15 protein-coding genes and 1 riboswitch are annotated in these 19,545 nt (G+C 73.7%); of the genes, 4 read left to right on the top strand and 11 right to left on the bottom strand.

What is annotated here, in order from left to right; translation table 11 throughout:
- Positions 1–149: 149 nt before the first annotated feature.
- A complete protein-coding gene (locus AB8735_RS27895) occupies positions 150–1,121 on the bottom strand; it encodes a hypothetical protein (protein WP_372410113.1) in 972 nt (323 codons plus the stop codon).
- Between the two features lie 347 nt (positions 1,122–1,468).
- Here AB8735_RS27895 and sepH point away from each other — a divergent pair, with 347 nt between their 5' ends.
- On the top strand, positions 1,469–2,536 hold the full coding sequence (sepH, locus tag AB8735_RS27890; protein WP_344025321.1) for a septation protein SepH: 1,068 nt from the start codon (positions 1,469–1,471) through the stop codon (positions 2,534–2,536).
- Between the two features lie 35 nt (positions 2,537–2,571).
- Here the strand turns inward: sepH and AB8735_RS27885 are convergent, their stop codons facing one another.
- Positions 2,572–3,417, bottom strand: a complete 846-nt coding sequence (locus tag AB8735_RS27885) for a sulfurtransferase (RefSeq protein ID WP_372410112.1) — start codon at positions 3,415–3,417, stop codon at positions 2,572–2,574.
- Between the two features lie 286 nt (positions 3,418–3,703).
- Here AB8735_RS27885 and AB8735_RS27880 point away from each other — a divergent pair, with 286 nt between their 5' ends.
- Positions 3,704–4,498, top strand: coding sequence for a VOC family protein (locus AB8735_RS27880; RefSeq protein ID WP_372410111.1), 795 nt, complete (start codon positions 3,704–3,706; stop codon positions 4,496–4,498).
- On the opposite strand, the gene AB8735_RS27875 is transcribed toward AB8735_RS27880, so the two are convergent.
- The 4 genes from AB8735_RS27875 to AB8735_RS27860 form a co-directional block, all read right to left on the bottom strand.
- Positions 4,473–5,171, bottom strand: a complete 699-nt coding sequence (locus AB8735_RS27875) for a thymidine kinase (RefSeq protein ID WP_344025327.1) — start codon at positions 5,169–5,171, stop codon at positions 4,473–4,475. The genes AB8735_RS27880 and AB8735_RS27875 overlap by 26 nt on opposite strands.
- A 74-nt stretch (positions 5,172–5,245) precedes the next feature.
- The gene (locus AB8735_RS27870; protein ID WP_344025329.1) at positions 5,246–6,454 is read right to left on the bottom strand and encodes a nucleotide pyrophosphatase/phosphodiesterase family protein; all 1,209 of its coding nucleotides are present in this window, start codon (positions 6,452–6,454) and stop codon (positions 5,246–5,248) included.
- Entirely contained in the window at positions 6,454–7,041 is a 588-nt protein-coding gene (locus tag AB8735_RS27865; protein ID WP_344025331.1) for a DUF5998 family protein, read from the bottom strand. Before AB8735_RS27865 ends, AB8735_RS27870 begins: the two co-directional genes overlap by 1 nt.
- A 116-nt stretch (positions 7,042–7,157) precedes the next feature.
- A complete protein-coding gene (locus AB8735_RS27860; RefSeq protein WP_372410108.1) occupies positions 7,158–9,956 on the bottom strand; it encodes a GNAT family N-acetyltransferase in 2,799 nt (932 codons plus the stop codon).
- A 98-nt stretch (positions 9,957–10,054) separates the two neighbouring features.
- On the opposite strand from AB8735_RS27860, the gene AB8735_RS27855 reads away from it, so the two are divergent.
- On the top strand, positions 10,055–10,336 hold the full coding sequence (locus AB8735_RS27855) for an HPr family phosphocarrier protein (protein WP_199895737.1): 282 nt from the start codon (positions 10,055–10,057) through the stop codon (positions 10,334–10,336).
- A gap of 154 nt (positions 10,337–10,490) precedes the next feature.
- Here AB8735_RS27855 and AB8735_RS27850 read toward each other — a convergent pair whose 3' ends face one another.
- The 4 genes from AB8735_RS27850 to AB8735_RS27835 form a co-directional block, all read right to left on the bottom strand.
- Entirely contained in the window at positions 10,491–11,219 is a 729-nt protein-coding gene (locus AB8735_RS27850) for a GntR family transcriptional regulator (protein ID WP_372410106.1), read from the bottom strand.
- 211 nt (positions 11,220–11,430) lie between these two features.
- A complete protein-coding gene (locus AB8735_RS27845; RefSeq protein WP_372410104.1) occupies positions 11,431–12,240 on the bottom strand; it encodes a M23 family metallopeptidase in 810 nt (269 codons plus the stop codon).
- A 13-nt stretch (positions 12,241–12,253) separates the two neighbouring features.
- Positions 12,254–12,410: riboswitch (cyclic di-AMP (ydaO/yuaA leader) on the bottom strand.
- Between the two features lie 232 nt (positions 12,411–12,642).
- A complete protein-coding gene (locus tag AB8735_RS27840) occupies positions 12,643–14,010 on the bottom strand; it encodes a pitrilysin family protein (protein WP_344025431.1) in 1,368 nt (455 codons plus the stop codon).
- 44 nt (positions 14,011–14,054) lie between these two features.
- Positions 14,055–15,413 carry a pitrilysin family protein gene (locus AB8735_RS27835; protein WP_344025433.1) on the bottom strand — a complete coding sequence of 453 codons (1,359 nt, stop codon included), beginning with the start codon at positions 15,411–15,413 and terminating at the stop codon, positions 14,055–14,057.
- Positions 15,414–15,658: 245 nt separating this feature from the next.
- Between AB8735_RS27835 and AB8735_RS27830 the strand changes: the two genes are divergently transcribed.
- Entirely contained in the window at positions 15,659–18,118 is a 2,460-nt protein-coding gene (locus tag AB8735_RS27830) for a DNA topoisomerase (ATP-hydrolyzing) subunit A (RefSeq protein ID WP_372410103.1), read from the top strand.
- Between the two features lie 314 nt (positions 18,119–18,432).
- On the opposite strand, the gene AB8735_RS27825 is transcribed toward AB8735_RS27830, so the two are convergent.
- Positions 18,433–19,488: a GTP-binding protein gene (locus AB8735_RS27825; RefSeq protein ID WP_372410101.1), complete on the bottom strand. Its 1,056-nt coding sequence runs from the start codon at positions 19,486–19,488 to the stop codon at positions 18,433–18,435.
- Positions 19,489–19,545 lie beyond the last annotated feature (57 nt).

Below are 19,545 nucleotides of genomic sequence, written 5' to 3'. Positions count from 1 at the left end.
GCTGCGCGCGCTGTCCTCAAGCGCCGGACGGGCTGAATATCAGCCCGTCCGGCGCTTGAGGACTCCGCCCGAAGGGCGGACGGGGTCCGGGGTCTCCCCGGAAGAAACGGTGAAAGGGCGGGCCAGGGGCACATCCCCCCACCGGCGCCCTACGGCGCCGAACTCGCACCCCCCGCCCCCTTCGCCGGCGGCGCCTGCGTGACCGGCGGCGGCGTCCTGCCGCCATCCCCCGTCCCCCCGGACGTCTTCTCCCCGGACGAGCCCCCCGACCCCGCGTCCGGCGACCCGCTCGCGTCCGGCGACTTCTCCGGGCTCGGCGAGGACCCGCCGGAGGACGACCCCCCGGTATCCGGCGAAGGACTGCCCGACCCGCCGCCGGTCGACTGCGACGTGTCGGGAGACGACGAGGCACCGCCCTTGCCGTCGTCCTCGCCGCCACCACCGGTGACGGAGCCGGACCCCGGCGTCCGGGACGTGCCCGGGTCCGGCACCGTCCCGTGCTCCTTCTCCTTCTTCCCCGAGCTACCGCCCCCGCCCTGGAAGGGCCGCAGGATCGTCGGCTCGTCCCTCTTCCCGTCCGGGCTCTGCCCGGACACCAGCTCGACCGTCGTCACCGTGCCCATCGCCAGGACGAAGACCGCCCCGGCGGCCAGCAGAGAGCGCTTCCAGCCGCGCAGCCGGGTGCCGTGCGTCGTCCCCTCGGTGTACTCCTCGGAAAACCCGGGCGGCACGGAGTCCGGGTGCACGGCGTCGTACGCGCCGGGGTACGCACCGGCGTGTGCCTCCGGCAGCATCCGCGTCGCGTCGTCGCGGCCGCGCGCCCGGCCGACCACCCGGCCCGCCTCGTCCAGCGGCACCTGCCGCAGCTTGGGCCGGGACGCCTGCACGGCCACGTCCCGCACCTGCTCGCCCGTGCGCCGGAACAGGTGCTGGAAGACGGTGCCGCCCGTGGTGGCGACCACACTGACGACACCGGCGCCGATCACGGTGCCGTAGACACCGAGCTTGCCCGCGAGCAGTGCGGCGACGACCGCCGCCAGCGCACTTCCGGCTACCTGGGCGACGCTCAAGTCCAGGCGTTTGCCCTTGGTCTTTGCGCCACTTTCGGCTTTGTCGTCCATCTCCGGCCTCTGTCGAACCTTTCGCACCTCTTGCAGCAAGAAGAGACATTCGAGTGTGGCGAACAGTTCCGAATTCGTTGATTGTGTGAACCTCGCCACCCGTGGGAAGGTCTCCGGCGCAAGAAGGCGGAATCAACTCCCTTGCCGGACGTGAACATCGATGGCGCGCCGTTCCACCCCCGGTGGTCCGAATGGAGTACTGTGGCGAGCCCGGCCCCGGTATTACGTCCGGCTGCCCGGACCCGACCGGGAGGGGCCCGGGCGGCTCTCGCCCCGTCAACTCGGCAATGTTGTGGCAGGCTGCTACCCGGGCAGGCCACACTCGACTAGCGGAAGCAGCGACGCACGTGACGTCGGCAGGCACCACCCGGGAGGTCCCCATGCCCGAACTGCGTGTCGTGGCCGTCTCCAACGACGGCACACGGCTGGTGCTCAAGGCAGCGGACAGCACGGAGTACACCCTCCCCATCGACGAGCGGCTGCGTGCCGCCGTGCGCAACGACCGCGCACGCCTGGGCCAGATCGAGATCGAGGTGGAGAGCCACCTCAGGCCCCGTGACATCCAGGCCCGGATCCGGGCCGGCGCCTCCGCGGAGGAGGTCGCGCAGCTCGCGGGCATCCCCGTCGAGCGGGTGCGGCGCTTCGAGGGGCCCGTCCTGGCGGAGCGCGCGTTCATGGCCGAGCGCGCCCGCAAGACCCCCGTGCGCCGTCCCGGTGAGAGCACCGGCCCCCAGCTCGGCGAGGCGGTCGCCGAGCGGCTCCTGCTGCGCGGCGCCGAGAAGGACACCGCCCAGTGGGACTCCTGGCGGCGCGACGACGGCACCTGGGAGGTGCTGCTCGTCTACCGCCTGGCAGGTGAGCCGCGCGCCGCGAGCTGGACGTACGATCCGCCCCGCCGGATCGTCTCTGCGCTGGACGACGAGGCCCGGGCGCTGATCGGCGAGACCGAGGACACCCCGGAGCCGAGCTTCCCCTTCGTGCCGCGCATCGCCCGGCTGCCCCGCGACCGGCCCGCGGACCGTGCGGAGCGGACCTCCCCGGCCACCGCGCCGGAGGCCGGGGACGGCGCCGCGCCGGAGGACTCCGGCAAGGAGCGGGACTCCCTGACCAGCCTGCTCGAGGCCGTGCCCAGCTTCCGGGGCGACATGATCGTCCCCGAGCCGTCGCCGGCCCCGGCGGCCGAGGAGACACCGGCCGAGGAGGCGGAGGCGGTCGAGCCGCCCGCCCCGGCGGCGAGCGCCGGATCCGCCTACGCGGACGTGCTGATGCCGCGCTCCGTGGCGGGGCACCGCGAGCGGCTCATCGGTACGACGGACCGTCAGGCGGAGGCGGACGGCGTCCGTCCGGGCCGCCGGGCGGCGGTGCCGAGCTGGGACGAGATCGTCTTCGGCACGCGCCGCAAGAAACAGGACTAGCCGGGCGGCCCCGGGCCGGGGCCGCCCACCCGTCGTCAGCCCGGCTGCGGCCCGGTGGCCACCGGGCGGGACGGATCCGCCGTCCACTCGCTCCAGGACCCCGCGTACAGCACCGCCGGCACGCCCGCCACCGCGAGTGCCAGCGCCTCGTGCGCGCCGGAGACGCCGGACCCGCAGTAGACGCCGACCTCCGCGTCCGGCACCGCGCCGAGCGCGGCGAAGTGATCCGCCAGTTCCCCGGCGGGCCGGAACAGCCCGTCGGCGGTCACGTTCTCCGTCGTCGGAGCGGAGCGGGCGCCGGGGATGTGCCCCGCGACCGGGTCCAACGGCTCCACCTCGCCGCGGTACCGCTCCCCCGCCCGCGCGTCCAGCAGCACCCCGCGACGGGCCAGCGCGGCGGCCCCGTCGGCGTCGATCAACAGCGGGCGCGCCCCGGGCTCGGGGACGAAGTCGCCCTCGGGGACGACGGGCACCTCGGCCGTGACCGCGCCGCCCTGCGCCGTCCACGCGGGCAGGCCGCCGTCCAGGACGCGCACCGACGGGTGCCCCGTCCAGCTCAGCAGCCACCACACGCGCGCGGCTCCCCAGCCCAGCCCGCCGTCGTAGACGACCACGCCGCGGTCGGCCCGGACGCCGGCCCGGCGCATCGCCGCCCCGAACGCCTCCGGGTCCGGGAGCGGATGGCGGCAGCCCCGGCCCGTCTCCTTCGGCCCCGTCAGCTCGGTCTCCAGGTCCAGGTAGACCGCCCCGGGGATGTGCCCGGCGTCGTAGTCCGGACGGCGCGAGGTGGCGCCCATCTCCCAGCGGATGTCCAGCAGGACGGGCGGCTGCTCCCCCGCCAGTTCCCCGGCCAATTCCTTTGCGCTGATGATCGCATTCATGCCAGCCATCCTGGCGTAGTCGGCGTGCGACCGACAGGCACTCTGGTGCGCTGGTTCCGGCCGATCGATACTGGACGGCAACGGCGCGGAAACGGAAGCGAAACGCGAATTCCGGTCTCTTCCCGTGAGATCCCGCGGGAACCAGTGAAATCCGGCGCGGCCGGGGGGCATGTCACCACCGGTGGTGCAAACATCTGCTCAGGCACCGTCCTGTACCACCCCGCGCACCGCCGGACCCGCACGGGAGAACGCGCGGCCACCACGATGGTCCGAGGAGAGAGCGACGATGACCGAGGTATGGGGTTCCTCCCCGCGGCGGGGGCAGCCCGCCCGGCACACCCCCGGCACCCCCTGCTGGACGAGCCTCCTGGTGCACGACCTGGAAGCGACCAAGGACTTCTACGCCGGCCTGTTCGGCTGGAGCTACTACAGCCCCGGTCCGCGCCAGCTCGGTCCGTACGTCCGCGCCACGATCGACGGGCGCGACGTCGCCGGGATCGGTGAACTGCCGCCCGACAGGCTGCTGCCGACCGCGTGGACCACCTATCTGGCGAGCGACGACGCCGACACCGCCGCGGAGTGGATCCGCTGCTCCGGCGGCACGGTCGGGGTGGGCCCCCTCGCCGCCGAGGACATCGGCCGCCTGGTGCTCGCCTCCGACCCGGCCGGCGCCCCCTTCGGCGTCTGGCAGGGGGAGGACCTGACGGGGCCGCAGCCCGCCGGTGTGCCCGGCACGCCCGTGTGGCACGAACTGGTCACCCATGACGCGGCCGAGGTGGTGAAGTTCTACCGGGCGCTGTTCCGTTACGAGACCAAGCCGGCCGGCTCCGCCGGCCGCGACCTGCTCACCCTGCTCCTGGACGGCCGGCCGGTGGCCTCGGTCCGCGGCGCCGGGGCCGCGCTGCGCCGCCCGCACTGGACCACCTGGTTCGAGGTGGCCGACACCGACGACGCCGCCCGGCGGGCCGAGGAGTTGGGCGGACGCGTGCTGGACCCCCCGCACGACGACCCGGCGGGCCGCATGGCCTCGGTCGAGGATCCGGAGGGCGCCGCCCTCACCCTGCTGCGGACGGTCCGTTAGCCGCGCCGACCGCTCCGTCGACGGGTTCCGGGTCCACCGGCAGCACGTCGGGGGAGAGCGCGGCGGCCCGCGCCGCGGCCGCCGTCAGCCGCCGGCGGTGGTGACGGCGGCACAGCACCTCGTAACCCACCACCGTCTCGGGCTGGTTGACGTCGCCGACGACGACCTGGGCGCCCTCGACGACCATCTGCCCGCCGACCGTACGGGCGTTGTGGGTGGCGCGCGCCCCGCACCAGCAGAGCGCTTCGACCTGCAGGACCTCGATGCGGTCGGCGAGTTCGACCAGCCGCTGCGAGCCCGGGAAGAGCTTGGTGCGGAAGTCGGTGGTGATGCCGAAGGCGAAGACGTCCAGTTCGAGGTCGTCGACGATCCGGGCCAGTTGGTCTATCTGCTCGGGAGCGAGGAACTGGGCCTCGTCGCAGATGACGTAGTCGGCACGGCCGCCCGAGGAGAGGTGGCCGACGATGTGCGCGTAGAAGTCGAAGCCCTCGCCCGCCTCGACGGAGTCCGTCACCAGGCCGAGCCGCGAGGAGAGCTTGCCCTCGCCCGCACGGTCGTCGCGGGTGTAGATCATCCCTTGCAGCCCGCGCGCCGAGCGGTTGTGCTCGATCTGCAGAGCGAGGGTGCTCTTTCCGCAGTCCATGGTTCCGGAGAAGAACACCAGCTCGGGCATGGGAAGGCCAATGCCTTTCATTCGTGGGGGTCGTGCAGAGTCGTGCGGGGTCGTGCAGAGTGAGTGCAAGGGCGTCAGGAGCGCACTTCGAGGAGCGGTACGAGCTGTTCGACGGGCGTCATGGAACCGTGCAGTCCGACCATGGCGGACTCGTTGGGCTCGGTCTCGGTCGCGACGATCGCGACGTCGTCCCGTGCGGCGGCGACCACGTCGCCGATCCGCGCGTACACCCGGTCGTCCACGCCGGCTCCCGGCGGACCGAACCAGCCGGCCTCGATGGCCTCGTCGCGCCCGGCGACCCACATCTGCTCCCCCAGCACCTCGCGCCACACGGCGAGCACATCGGCCGCTGCGCCCGGCACCGCGTAGACGTGCCGGGCGCGCGCCTCGCCGCCGAGGAGGGACACACCGGCGCGCAGCTCCCAGTCCTCGTCGAAGTCGATGCGCGCCTCGGGGGTGAAGGGGATGTCGATCATGCCGTGGTCGGCGGTGACATAGAGCACCGAGCGCGGCGGGAGCCGCTCGGCGAGCCGCTGGGCCAGCAGGTCCACGTACATCAGCTGGCCGCGCCACTCCTCGGAGTCGACGCCGAAGCGGTGGCCCTTGCCGTCCACCTCGCTGTAGTACGTGTACACCAGCGAGCGGTCGGCGGCGCCGAGCTGCTCGGCCGCGAAGTCCATCCGGTCCTCGCCGGAGAGGCGGCCGTGGAAGGTGCCGCCGCTGAGCGCGATCTTCGTCAGCGGGGTGTGCTGGAAGTCGGGGGCGGAGACCTGGCAGGTGTGGATCCCCGCGTCGTCCGCGAGCGAGAAGACCGTGGGGTACGGCTGCCACTGGTGCGGGTCGGTCCACGGGCGCCAGCGCAGCTGGTTCATCAGCTGCCCGGTCGCCGGGTCGGCGACGGTGTAGCCGGGCAGGCCGTGGACGCCGGGCGGCAGACCGGTGCCCACCGAGGCCAGCGAGGTGGCCGTGGTGGAGGGGAAGCCCGCGGTCAGCGGCGTACCGGTGCCGTTGCCCGAACTGCCCAGCAGCGAGTGGAGGAACGGCGCCTCGGCGGGGTGGGCGCGCAGCAGCTCCCAGCCCAGGCCGTCGATCAGGAAGACACAGACCCGGTCGGCAGGCGCCAGCTCCAGTCCGGAACGGAAGCCGGGGACGCCCATGCCCGCCACGGCGGAGGGCAGCAGGTCGGCCAGGGAACCGGTGCCGTAGCGCGGCAGCGGGGCGGAGCGCGGGTCCAGGGGGGCGGGCTCGTACCAGGCGGAGCCCGCGGTGCTCGGGTGGGACATCAGCGGCCGGCGACCGCGGTCGCCTCGGAGAGCGCCTGGGCGAAGGCCAGGGTCTGACGGACGCTGTCCGGCCCGTCGCCCGCCTCGCTGACGCGCAGGCTCAGGTCGTCCGCGGTCGTGGAGCCCGTGTAGCCGTGGTCCGCGTCGCAGTTGGGGTCGCCGCAGGCGGCGGGCTCCAGGTCGATCCGGGACACCGCGCCCCAGCCGATGGTGAGCACGACCTCGCGGGGCAGCGAGCCCGGGGTGTACGACTCGGGGTTGGCGACGACGCGGCTGACGACGACCGAGGAGATCCGCTCCAGCTTCACGGACTCGGTCGAGGTGGTGGCGTACGGCGACGGCGAGGTGCCGTCGGCGGCCTGCTCGTCGGTGTGGCTGACGATGAACCGCGTGCCCGTCAGGACGAGCACCGTCACATGGCGGCGGACCTCGTTGGAGTCGAACGTCGTCTCCTGGTGCACCAGGTACGACACGACCGGCTCCCCGCCCACGGCCGCCTCCACGGCCTCGGCCACGAGGGCCGGGTAGTAGCCGCTGCGCTCGATAGCCGCGCGCAGCCCCTGGGTCGTCGTACCGGTCTTCGCCATACGCCCATCCTACGGGGCGTATGGACCCCCTCCGCCGCCGATGCCCGCTCCGGTCCGGTGGATCCCGGCCATGTCCGGACGGCTGCCGGCGGTCAGGACGCCCGGCGACGGGACGATCAGTACGACGGGAGGCTGCGGGGGCCGAGGTCCGTGCGCGGCGGGGGCGGGGCCAGGCGCAGGGAGGCGCCCAGGACGTGGACGCCGTGCTGGGCGACGATCACCGGCTCCAGATCCGCGCCGACGACCTCCGGGTGGTCGTCGACCAGCCGCGAGAGGCGCAGCAGCAGCTCCTCCAGGGCCCGGGTGTCCACGGGGGCGGCGCCGCGCCAGCCGAACAGCAGCGGCGCGGTGCGCACCGACCGGATCAGCTCGGCCGCGTCGCGGTCGGTGGCCGGGACCAGGCAGTGCGCGGTGTCGCCGAGGAGCAGGGACGGGGCACCGGCCAGCCCGAAGGAGAGCACGGCGCCGGCGGCCGGGTCGATCGCGGCGCGGACGACGGTGTCGACGCCGCGCGGGGCCATCGCCTGCACCACCAGCCGGGTCTCCGATGGCTTGCCGAGCAGCTCGGTCAACTCGGCGTAGGCACGCAGCAGTTCGGCCTCGCCGCCGAGGTCGAGGCGGACGCCGCCGAGGTCGGCGCGGTGGCGCAGATGCGGGGCGGTGGGCTTGAGCGCGACGGGGAAGCCGAGCCGGTGGGCGGCGGCCACGGCGGCGTCCGGGTCGGGGGCGGGCAGGGCGGGGAGCACGGCGATGCCGTAGCGGGCGAGCAGGCGCTGGGTGTCGGCGGCGGAGAGGGTGACGGCGCGCGGGCCGGTGCCGCCGGCGGCCGCGGTGGCGCCGTGCGCGTCGAGCAGCACCTCGATGTCGGCGGCGGCGCCCGCCTCGTCGATGTCGTCGTACTCGGGGACGCGGCCGGGGGACTCCTCGGCGCGGCGGCGCCACTGGGCGTAGCGCGCGGCCTGGGCCAGGGCCCGGGCGGCCCGCTCGGCGGCGGGGTAGGCGGGGATGCGCACGGAGCCGGGGGGCCCGGCCTCCTCCTCCGGCAGGGCGGCCAGGGCCTCGGCGAGGCCGGGTATCTCCAGGTGGACCACGCACACCGGCTTGGCCGTGGGACCGGCGGCGACGGCGGAGCGCAGGGCCGCGGCGAGCTCCTCGGCGGACTCGCTGCCGACCCTGGGGATGGCGGTGACGACGACGGCGTCGCAGGCGTCGTCCGTCAGGGCGGTGGCGAGGGCGGCGCGGAAGTGCTCCGGGCGGGCGTCGGTGGTGAGGTCGAGCGGGGGGTGCGGGCGCAGCCCGTCGGTCAGACAGGCGTCGTAGGTGAGCAGCGCCAGCGACTGGGAGTTGCCCAGGATGGCCACGCGGGGCCCGGCGGGCAGCGGCTGGGCGGCGAGCAGCAGTCCGGTGTCGGTGAGCTCGGTGACGGTGTCGACCCGGATGACCCCGGCCTGGCGCAGCAGGTCGGAGACGGTGGCGTCGGGGATGCGGGTGGTGGGCACGGTGTGGCCGGCGGGGGCGGCGGCGCCGTGCCGGGCGCCCTTGACCACGACGACGGGCTTGCGGCGGGCGGTGCGCCGGGCGAGGCGGGTGAACTTCCGCGGGTTGCCGATGGATTCGAGGTACATGAGGGCGACGTCGGTGTCCGGGTCGTCGTACCAGAACTGGAGGAAGTCGTTTCCGGAGAGGTCGGCGCGGTTTCCGGCGGAGACGAAGGTGGAGACGGAGGCGAGCCCGGCTCCGGCGGCCCGCCGGTGCAGCTCGGAGAGGAGCGCGATGCCGATGGCCCCGGACTGGCTGAAGAGGCCGACCCGGCCGGGGGCGGGCAGCTCGGGCGCGAGGGAGGCGTTGAGCCGGACGCCGGCGGCGGTGTTGACCAGGCCGAAGGAGTTGGGGCCGATGATGCGCATGCCGTAGGACCGGGCCCGGCGGACCAGTTCGCGCTGGCGGTCGCGGCCCTCGGGCCCGCTCTCCGCGAATCCGGCGGAGAGCACCACGAGGCCCTGGACGCCGTGCTCTCCGCAGTCGGCGACGACGGAGGGCACCTCGGCGGCGGGCACGGCGACGACGGCGAGGTCGACCGGGCCGTCGATCGCGCGGAGCGACCGGGCGGCGGGGACGCCCTCGGGGTCGAGCCGCGTCAGCCCGTCCGGGAAGGCCCGGTTGACCGCGTGGACCCGGCCGGTGAAGCCGCCGGCCAGGAGGTTGCGCAGCACGGTGCGGCCCAGGCCGTCCGGGGCGCGGCCGGTACCGACGACGGCGACGCTGCCGGGGGCGAGGAGGCGCTGCACGGAGCGGGCCTCGGCGCGCTGCTCGCGGGCGCGCTGGACGGCGAGCGAGCGGTCGGTGGGCTCCAGGTCGAGTTCGAGGCGGACGACACCGTCCTCGAAGCTGCGCTTCTGGGTGTAGCCGGCGTCGGTGAACACCTTGATCATCTTGGTGTTGGCGGGCAGCACCTCGGCGGCGAAGCGCCGGATGCCGCGCTCCCGGGCCACGGCCGCGATGTGCTCCAGCAGGGCGGAGGCCACGCCCCGGCCCTGGTGGGCGTCCTGGACCAGGAAGGCGACCTCCGCCTCGTCTGTCGCGGTCGCCGCGGGGCGGCCCCGGGGGTCGATGCGGTCGTAGCGGACGGTGGCGATGAACTCGCCGCCGATGGTGGCGGCGAGGCCGACCCGGTCGTTGTAGTCGTGGTGGGTGAAGCGGTGCACATCCCGGTCGGACAGCCGGGGGTAGGGCGCGAAGAAGCGGTAGTACTTGGACTCGTCCGAGACGTGCTCGTAGAAGCTGACCAGGCGCTGGGCGTCGTCGGGGGTGATGGGACGGATCCGGGTGGTGCCGCCGTCACGCAGGACGACATCGGCTTCCCAGTGGGCCGGGTAGGCGAGGAACCGTGTCGCGTGCTCGGACGGCGTCTGCATGGGGCCAGCGTACGACCGGGTACCGACACCGCGACCGAGCACCGTCCGCACCGTGCGACACTGGTCTAGACAACCTCTCCGACTTGAAGGGCAACACCATGGTTGAGCGCCGAGTGAACGTCGGCTGGGCCGAGGGTCTGCACGCCCGCCCGGCGTCGATCTTCGTCCGTGCGGCGACGGCTGCCGGGGTCCCCGTGACGGTCGCCAAGGCCGGTGGCACCCCCGTCAACGCCGCGTCCATGCTGGCCGTGCTGGGCCTGGGCGCCCAGGGTGGCGAGGAGCTCGTCCTCGCCAGCGAGTCCGAGGGCGCCGAGGCCGCGCTCGACCGCCTGGCGAAGCTGGTCGCCGAGGGCCTCGAGGAGCTCCCGGAGACCGTCTGATCCTCCGGCGCGCGGCGGGGCCGCGGTGGCCCGCACCGGCCGCCGCGGCCCCGTCGTGTGCGCCGCCCGGCGCACGGGCGGGCGGGAGCCCGCCCGGAAACCGCCACGATTCCCGGCCGGAACTCCTTCCGTGTACTGGAATAGCCCGGCGTTGTTAAATGCGGGCGCTCGCCGTGTTTACGGCGCGTTTCCCGTCCGCCGCCCGCGGCACCCCGGCCGGCGGGACCGGGCGCCACAGCCGGAACTCCCCCGGCTGCCGCTGGGCCCGTACGGCCGCGATGGACCGCGCCCGCTCGGCGTCCCGCCGCAGGACGGCGTCCACCAGCGCCGCGTGCGTCTCCCAGGTCTCCGCCGGACGGGCGGGCGGCTCGGCCTCGTACACCCAGGAGATCTTCCGCCGGACCTGGGTGAGCAGGGCGGCGAGACTCGGACTGCCGGACGCCTGGGCGAGCGTCTCGTCGAACCAGTCGCCCAGCGGGCACAGTTCGCCCGTCCGTCCGGACCGGACGCGCTCCCGGCCCAGCCTCACCAGCCCCCGCAGCACCTTCAGATGGGCGTCGGTGCGCCGCTGGGCGGCCCGGGCGGCGCCCAGCGGTTCCAACAGGGCGCGGACGTCGAGCAGATCGGCGGCCTCCTGCTCGGTCGGCTCGGCGACGCAGGCGCCGGCGTGCCGGCGGGTGGTGACGAACCCCTCGGAGGCCAGGGTGCGCAGGGCCTCGCGGACGGGTACGCGGGAGACGCCGTAGCGGCGGGCGAGGAGCTCCTCGATGAGCCGGCTGCCGGGCGGGAAGGCGCCGGAGACGATGTCGTCGCGGATGGCCGCGCACACGGCCTGGGCGGAGACGCGGCGGGCGTCCCCCGCCTCGTCGCCGTCGCCGTTCACGAACGTCCCCGCATCGACGAACCCCTCCGCATCGCCCCGCCGGACCGGCCGGACGGCATCCGGTTGACGTCTGCTCAGGGATGCCCGGGGACGATCGACTCTATTGCAATCACGTGCGAATTCCGATAGCCGCCCGCAGGGCAGGGAAATGTTTTGGCCATGCCGAAAGGCCCCGGCCGGAGCCGGGGCCTTCGGGAAGTCCAGGTGTGTCCTACAGGTCGACGCCGTGGGCGCGCAGGTACGCGACCGGGTCGATGTCCGAACCGTAGGTGGGCGCGGTGCGGGCCTCGAAGTGCAGGTGCGGGCCGGTGACGTTGCCGGTGGAGCCGGAGAGGCCGATCTGCTGGCCGGGGGTGACGACCTGGCCGACGGCGACGGATATGGACGACAGGTGGCCGTACTGGGTGTAGGTGCCGTCGTTGTGCTGGATGACGATGTTGTTGCCGTACGCGCCGCCCCAGCCGGCCTCGACGACGGTGCCGGCGCCGACGGCCTGCACGGTGGTGCCCTCGGCGGCGTGGAAGTCCACACCGGTGTGGCTGCCGGAGGACCACAGGCCGCTGGTGGCCTTGTAGGTGGTGGAGACGAACGAGCCGGCGATCGGCAGCACGAACGCGTTGAGGCGCTTGCGCTCCGCCTCGCGGGCGGCCCGCTCCTGCTCGGCACGCTCGGCCTCGGCCTTGCGCTTCGCCTCGTCCGCGCGCTTCTTGACCAGGGCGGCCTGCTGCGTGGCCTCGGCCTCGGCCTGGTGGCGGGCGGCGGCCTGGTCGGCGGAGCCCTGCTGCATCTGAGCCTGCTCGCCGACGCTGTCGGCGACGTGGTCGGAGAGCACGACGGCCTGGGTGAGGCCGGTGTCCTCGTGGCGCTGGGCATCGTCCGCGGGGGAGGCGGCGAAGGCCGGAGCGGCGACGCCGGCGACGACGCCCGCGGCGGTGAGGGTGGCTATACCGGCGACGTTGGCGCCGACACGGGCGGCGCGGCTCGGACGACGGTGCTTCCCGGTGGCACGGGTGAACGCCATGGCTGCGGCTGTTCCTTTCCTTCCCTGTCGCCTACCGGGTTAGCTGACGGGTTCGGAGCAGGAAGGTCTCCTACGGCCCCCTCCGGAGAGGGATCCGATTCACCCCAGGGAACAGGTGGTTCCCCGGCTCCCCTGGCTCGCGCCGTACGGGGACTCGGCGATGGCTGCCCGGGGCCGCGGTTGCGGCTCCGATCTGACGGACTGCCGTCCCGAAGCTAATCGGCGTCAGATTCGAACGGCAAACGGAACCGCGTTTTCGTGACGCACGCCACACAGCCCTCGTGCAACCACCTTGTCAATTCGGGCATATCGGAGGCGCGTGGGTCCCTCAGGACCCACGCGCCTCCATGGCCTGGGGCGTTGGCCCGCCCCTGAGCCGCCGTCGGGCCGAAATCGGCCCGCTCAGGCGGAGATGACCGTCACTTCGCCGATCCCGAGCGCCTTGACGGGCTCGGCGATCTCGGCAGCGTCCCCGACGAGGACCGTCACCAGACGGTCGGCCGGGAAGGCGGCGACGACGGCCGCCGTGGCCTCCACCGTGCCGGTCTCCGCGAGGCGTTCGTAGAGCCGGGCCTGGAAGTCGTCGGCCAGGTGCTGCTCGACCTGGTCGGCGAGGGTGCCCGCGACGGCCGCCGCCGTCTCGTACTTCAGCGGGGCGACGCCCACGAGGTTCTGCACGGCGACGTCGCGCTCGGTGTCGGTCAGGCCCTCGGCGGCGAGGGTGCGCAGCACGGTCCACAGATCCGCCAGCGCCGGGCCGGTGTTGGGGGTGTCCACCGAGCCGCTGATGGCCAGCATCGCGGTGCCCCTGCCGTCCGGGGTGGAGCGCAGGACCTGGGCGAAGGCGCGGACGCCGTAGGTGTAGCCCTTCTCCTCGCGCAGCACCTTGTCGAGCCGGGAGGTCAGGGTGCCGCCCAGGCAGTAGGTGCCGAGCACCTGGGCGGGCCAGACGCGCTCGTGCCGGTCCGCGCCGGTGCGGCCGATGAGGAGCTGCGTCTGGACGGCGCCCGGCCGGTCCACGATGATCACGCGGCCGGTGTCGTCGGCGGAGACGGGCGGCACGGGCCGGGGCTCGGCCGGGGAGCCCGTCCAGGCGCCGAGGGTGTCGGCGAGGGCCTGGTCGAGGTCGACCCCGGTGAGGTCGCCCACGACGACGGCGGTGGCGGTGGCCGGGCGGACGTGGGCCTCGTAGAAGGCGCGGACGGACGCGGCGTCGATGCGCTCGACCGTCTCCTGGGTGCCCTGGCGCGGCCGCGACATCCGCGAGTCGGCCGGGAAGAGCGCGTCCGACAGGGCCATGGCGGCCCGGCGGGCCGGGTTGGCCAGCTCGTGGGGGATCTCGTCGAGGCGGTTGAGGACGAGGCGCTCGATCTCGTTGTCGGGGAAGGCGGGGGCGCGCAGGGCGTCCGCGAGCAGGCCGAGGGCCTTGGGCAGCCGGGAGGCCGGAACCTCCAGCGACAGCCGGACGCCCGGGTGGTCGGCGTGCGCGTCCAGGGTGGCGCCGCAGCGCTCCAGCTCGGCGGTGAAGTCCTCGGCGCTGAGCTTGTCGGTGCCCTCGGAGAACGCCCGGGCCATGATCGTGGCCACTCCGTCGAGCCCGGCGGGCTCGGCCTCCAGCGGCGCGGCCAGGCTGACCTCGACGGCGACGACCTGCTGGCCGGGGCGGTGGCAGCGCAGCACCGTCAGGCCGTTGGGCAGCACCTCGCGGCCGGGGGCCGGGAAGTCCCAGGGCGTGGCCGTGCCGGGCCGGGGCTGCGGGTGGAAGTGCATGGCGGGCTCCGCGGTGTCGGTGGCGCCCACGACTGCGGCGTCGGTCACTGGGCCGTCTCCTGTTCCTGTGCGTTGTCGTCGGCCTGTGCGTCGGCGTCCGCCTGCGGGCCGGTCGGTTCGTACACCAGCACCGCGCGGTTGTCCGGGTGGAGGCGGGACTTGGCGACGGCCCGCACCTCCTCCGGGGTGATGTCCAGGACGCGCTGCACGGCGGTGAGGGCGAGCTGCGGGTCGCCGAAGAGCACGGCGAAGCGGCACAGTTCGTCGGCACGGCCGCTGACCGTGGCCAGCCGGTCCAGCCACTCGCGCTCCAGCTGGGCCTGGGCCCGCTCCATCTCCTGCGCGGTGGGCCCCTCCAGGGCGAAGCGGGCCAGCTCCTCGTCGACCGCCGCCTCGATGGCGGAGACCTCGGCACCGGCCGACGCCTTGACGTCCAGCCAGCCGAGCGAGGGGGCGCCCGCCAGGCGCAGCAGGCCGAAGCCGGCGGCGACGGCGCTGCGGTCGTGCCGGACCAGGCGGTTGTGCAGGCGGGAGGACTCGCCGCCGCCGAGCACGGTCAGCGCCAGGTCCGCGGCGTCCGCCTCGCGGGTGCCGTCGTGCGGCAGGCGGTAGGCGGCCATCAGGGCCCGGGAGGGCACCTCTTCGCGCACGACCTGGCGCAGCTGCCGGCCGATGACGTCCGGCAGGCTGCCGTCGCGCGGGGGCTGCTTGCGGTCGTGGGCGGGGATGGAGCCGAAGTACTTCTCGATCCAGGCGAGCGTCTGCTCGGTGTCGATGTCGCCGACGACGGAGAGGACGGCGTTGCCCGGCGCGTAGTACGTGCGGAAGAACTCCCGCGCGTCCTCCAGGGAGGTGGCGTCCAGGTCGGCCATGGAGCCGATGGGCGTGTGGTGGTACGGGTGGCCCTCGGGGTAGGCCATCGCCGTCAGCCGCTCGAACGCGGTGCCGTAGGGCACGTTGTCGTAGCGCTGGCGGCGCTCGTTCTTGACGACGTCGCGCTGGTTCTCCATGGACTCGTCGTCGAGCGCGGTGAGCAGCGAGCCCATCCGGTCGGCTTCCAGCCACAGCGCCAGCTCCACCTGGTGGGCGGGCATGGTCTCGAAGTAGTTGGTCCGCTCGAAGCTGGTGGTGCCGTTGAGCGAACCGCCGGCGCCCTGCACCAGCTCGAAGTGGCCGTTCCCCGTGACCTGCGCCGAGCCCTGGAACATCAGGTGCTCGAAGAGGTGGGCGAGGCCGGTGCGGCCCTCGACCTCGTGCCGCGAGCCGACGTCGTACCAGAGGCAGACGGCCGCGACCGGGGTCAGATGGTCCTCGGAGAGCACGACCCTCAGGCCATTGGCCAGGCGGTGCTCGGTCGCTGTCAGGCCGCCGGTACCGGCCCGCTGCGCGGCCGTGTGACCCATGGGCATGTACGTCCCTTCGATCGCTTGCTTCTCGCCTCGTCGCGCGCCGCCGCAACCGTGCGGCGCCCGCGACGGCTCGCGGATGAACTGTGCTGTCACTGTATGCAAGCGCACTGACATCCCGCGAAGTTCCCGGCCGGGTGCCCTCTTGTGGACGGGTCGCGGTCGGGGTTGTCGGTGGGGCGGTCCACAATGGTCGGCGTCGTACCCGCCCCCGGCAACCGATCGAAGGAGCCGCAGCCGCGATGGCCCGCCGCAGCACGAAGACCCCGCCGCCGGAAGAGTTCGAGGAGCGCATCCTCGACATCGACGTCGTCGACGAGATGCAGGGCTCCTTCCTCGAATACGCCTACTCCGTCATCTACTCCCGGGCCCTGCCCGACGCCCGCGACGGCCTCAAGCCGGTGCAGCGGCGCATCCTCTTCCAGATGAACGAGATGGGCCTGCGGCCCGAGCGCGGCTATGTGAAGTGCGCCCGGGTCGTCGGCGAGGTGATGGGCAAGCTCCACCCGCACGGCGACGCCTCCATCTACGACGCCCTGGTGCGCATGGCGCAGCCGTTCTCGATGCGGGTGCCGCTGGTCGACGGCCACGGCAACTTCGGCTCGCTCGGCAACGACGACCCGCCGGCCGCCATGCGGTACACCGAGGCCCGGATGGCCTCCACGACGGCGCTGATGACCGCCTCCATCGAGGAGGACACGGTCGACTTCGCGCCCAACTACGACGGCAGCGAGCAGGAGCCGGTCGCCCTCCCGGCCGCCTATCCGAACCTGCTGGTCAACGGCGCGACGGGCATCGCGGTCGGCATGGCGACCAACATGCCGCCGCACAATCTGGGCGAGGTCGTCGCCGCCGCCCGGCACCTGATCCGGCATCCGAACGCCGACCTCGACACCCTGATGAGGTACGTCCCCGGCCCCGACCTGCCCACGGGCGGCCGGATCGTGGGCCTCGGCGGCATCCGGGACGCGTACGAGACGGGCCGCGGCACCTTCAAGATCCGCGCCACCGTCGCGGTGGAGAACGTGACCGCGCGCCGGAAGGGCCTGGTGGTCACCGAGCTGCCGTTCGCGGTGGGCCCGGAGAAGGTCATCTCCAAGATCAAGGACCTGGTCGGCTCGAAGAAGCTCCAGGGCATCGCCGATGTGAAGGACCTCACCGACCGCTCCCACGGCCTGCGGCTGGTCATCGAGATCAAGAACGGCTTCAACCCCGAGGCCGTGCTGGAGCAGCTCTACAAGCTGACGCCGATGGAGGAGTCCTTCGGCATCAACAACGTCGCGCTGGTGGACGGCCAGCCACTGACGCTCGGCCTCAAGGAGCTGCTGGAGGTCTACGTCGACCACCGCTTCGAGGTGGTGCGCCGGCGGAGCGAGTTCCGTCGCGGCAAGCGGCGCGACCGGCTCCACCTGGTCGAGGGACTTCTGACGGCCCTCGTTGACATCGACGAGGTCATCAGGATCATTCGATCGAGCGACAACGCGTCGGAGGCCAAGGCGTCACTCGTGACGCGGTTCTCGCTCTCCGACGTGCAGACCCAGTACATCCTCGACACCCCGCTGCGCCGGCTGACGAAGTTCGACCGGATCGAGCTGGAGTCGGAGCGCGACAAGCTCACCGCGGAGATCGAGGAACTGACCCGGATCCTGGAGTCCGACGCCGAGCTGCGCAAGCTCGTCTCCGCCGAACTGGCCGACGTGGCCAAGAAGTTCGGCACCGACCGGCGCACGGTCCTGCTGGAGTCGGCGGGCTCCCCCGCCTCGGCCGGCCCCCTCCAGGTCGCCGACGACCCCTGCCGGGTGCTGCTCTCCTCCACCGGCCTGCTGGCCCGCACGGCCACCGGCGAGCCCTTCGCGCCGGAGGCGGGCGAGGCCCAGCGCGTGAAGCACGACGTGATCGTCTCGGCCGTCCCGGCGACGGCCCTCGGCGAGGTGGGCGCGGTGACCTCCGCCGGCCGCCTGCTGCGGCTGCGCGTGATCGACCTGCCGCAGCTCCCGGAGACGGCGTCCGCGCCGAACCTGGCCGGCGGCGCCCCCCTGACGGAGTTCCTGTCCCTGGAGGACGACGAGCGGGTGGTCTGCCTCACCACGCTCGACGAGTCCTCGCCGGGCCTGGCGATCGGCACGGAGCAGGGCGTCGTCAAGCGCGTGGTCCCCGACTACCCGGCCAACAAGGACGAGCTGGAGGTGATCGGCCTCAAGGAGGGCGACCGGATCGTCGGCGCGGTCGAACTCCGCACCGGCGAGGAGGACCTGGTCTTCATCACCGACGACGCGCAACTGCTGCGCTACCAGGCCTCGCAGGTGCGGCCGCAGGGCCGGCCGGCCGGTGGCATGGCGGGCATCAAGCTGTCCTCCGGGGCGAAGGTGATCTCGTTCACCGCCGTCGATCCGGCGGAGGACGCCGCGGTGTTCACGGTGGCGGGCGCCAAGGGAGGCCTCCCGGGCGCGGCGTCGGAGGGCACTGCGAAGCTGACCCCGTTCGACCAGTACCCGCGCAAGGGCCGGGCCACGGGCGGCGTCCGCTGCCAGCGCTTCCTCAAGGGCGAGGACTGCCTGGTCCTGGCCTGGGCCGGCACCTCCCCCGCCCGCGCCGCGAACGCGTCGGGCGCCCCCGTCCCCCTCCCCGACCCGGACCCGCGCCGCGACGGCTCGGGCACACCGCTGGCGAAGCCGGTGGCGTCGCTGGCGGGGCCGGTGTAGGCGACGGCCCTCGAACGGGCCGGTTTTCGGGCGGGGCCCGGAAGCCGGCCCGTGGCCGCGGGGAGCGGGGTGTACGGGCGTCCGAGCAGATCAACCCGCGCGGTACTCGGGGAGGCCCGAAGCCCGGGAGCAGCACCCGGCGCGCGGCACCAGGTCTCCGCGGCCCCGGCCGGGGGTCCAGGGGGCGGAGCCCCCGGTGGGGTGCAGGGGCGAAGCCCCGCCCACCCGCGCGGCAGCGCGCACGCGGGGTGGCGCAGGGGCGCAGCCCCTGTGGGAAACGGCGAAAGGGTGGGGCCGGGGCGCTCACCCCCACCTCAGCCCTGCGTATACCGCAGCACGCCCCACATGCTCCGCTCGTCCACGTCCCCCGCCCCCTCCCCGGCCCTCCGGCACCCCTCCAGCCCCTCCCGCAACGCGCCCCCGTCGACCCCGCTCCCGATCATCACCAACTGCGTGGTGCGCCGCTCCGAGCGCCCCCACGCCGTCCGGTGCATCCGCAGAAAGTCCCCCACCGCGTGGAGCGCGAACTTCTGCCGGTGCCCGGGCACCCCGAAGTACACGAACCCCTTGATCCGGTAGAGCCCTTCCGGCCTGCGGTCGAGGAACTCCATGAACAACCGCGGGTGCAACGGCTCGTCGGAGACGAACTCGACGCTCTCGTAGGCGGCGTGCAGATGCACCTCGTGCCCATGGTCGTGATCATCACCGGCCCCGTCGTGGACGAGGTCCTCGAACGACAACTGCCGGATCTCCTCCAGCCGTTCCTCCCGCGGCCTGCGGTCGAAGAGCAGCTCCGGGTCCACCCGCCCGTACGAGGCGGCGACGACAGGCGTCCCCGGCGCCAGCTCCTCCAGCGTCGCCGCGAGTTCCGCCCGCTCCGCCTCACCGATCCGGTCCGTCTTGTTGAGGACCACCAGGTCCGCGATGCCCAGGTGCCGGTCCAGCTCGGGATGCCGGACCCGGGTCCGTCCGAACTCCGCGGCGTCGACGACCTCGACCAGCCCGCCGTACATGATCTCCGTGTTGTCGCTGGCGAGGATCATGCGGACGAGCTCCTGCGGCTCGGCCAGCCCGCTCGCCTCGATGACGATGACGTCGATGCGGGCCGCGGGCCGGGACAGCCGGTCGAGGAACGCGTCCAGATCGCTGGTGTCCACGGCACAGCACAGACAGCCGTTGCCCAGCGACACCATGGACGACCCGACCTGCCCGGCCACGCTCATCGCGTCGATCTCGATGCTGCCGAAGTCGTTGACGACGACGCCGACCCGGCTGCCCCCGCTGTGCGCGAGCAGATGGTTGAGCAGGGTGGTCTTGCCGGACCCGAGGAAGCCCGCCAGCACGATGACCGGGATCTGTCGCTTGGTCACGCGGAAAATCCTCCGCCGTCGGGGCCCCGCAGGGCCGGAAGTCGGGCCGGGAGCGCA

Source organism: Streptomyces luteireticuli, from assembly GCF_041519305.1.
Taxonomy (GTDB): domain Bacteria; phylum Actinomycetota; class Actinomycetes; order Streptomycetales; family Streptomycetaceae; genus Streptomyces; species Streptomyces luteireticuli.
Note: the sequence above shows the minus strand (reverse complement) of the source record. Positions and strands in the feature narration are given on the sequence as shown.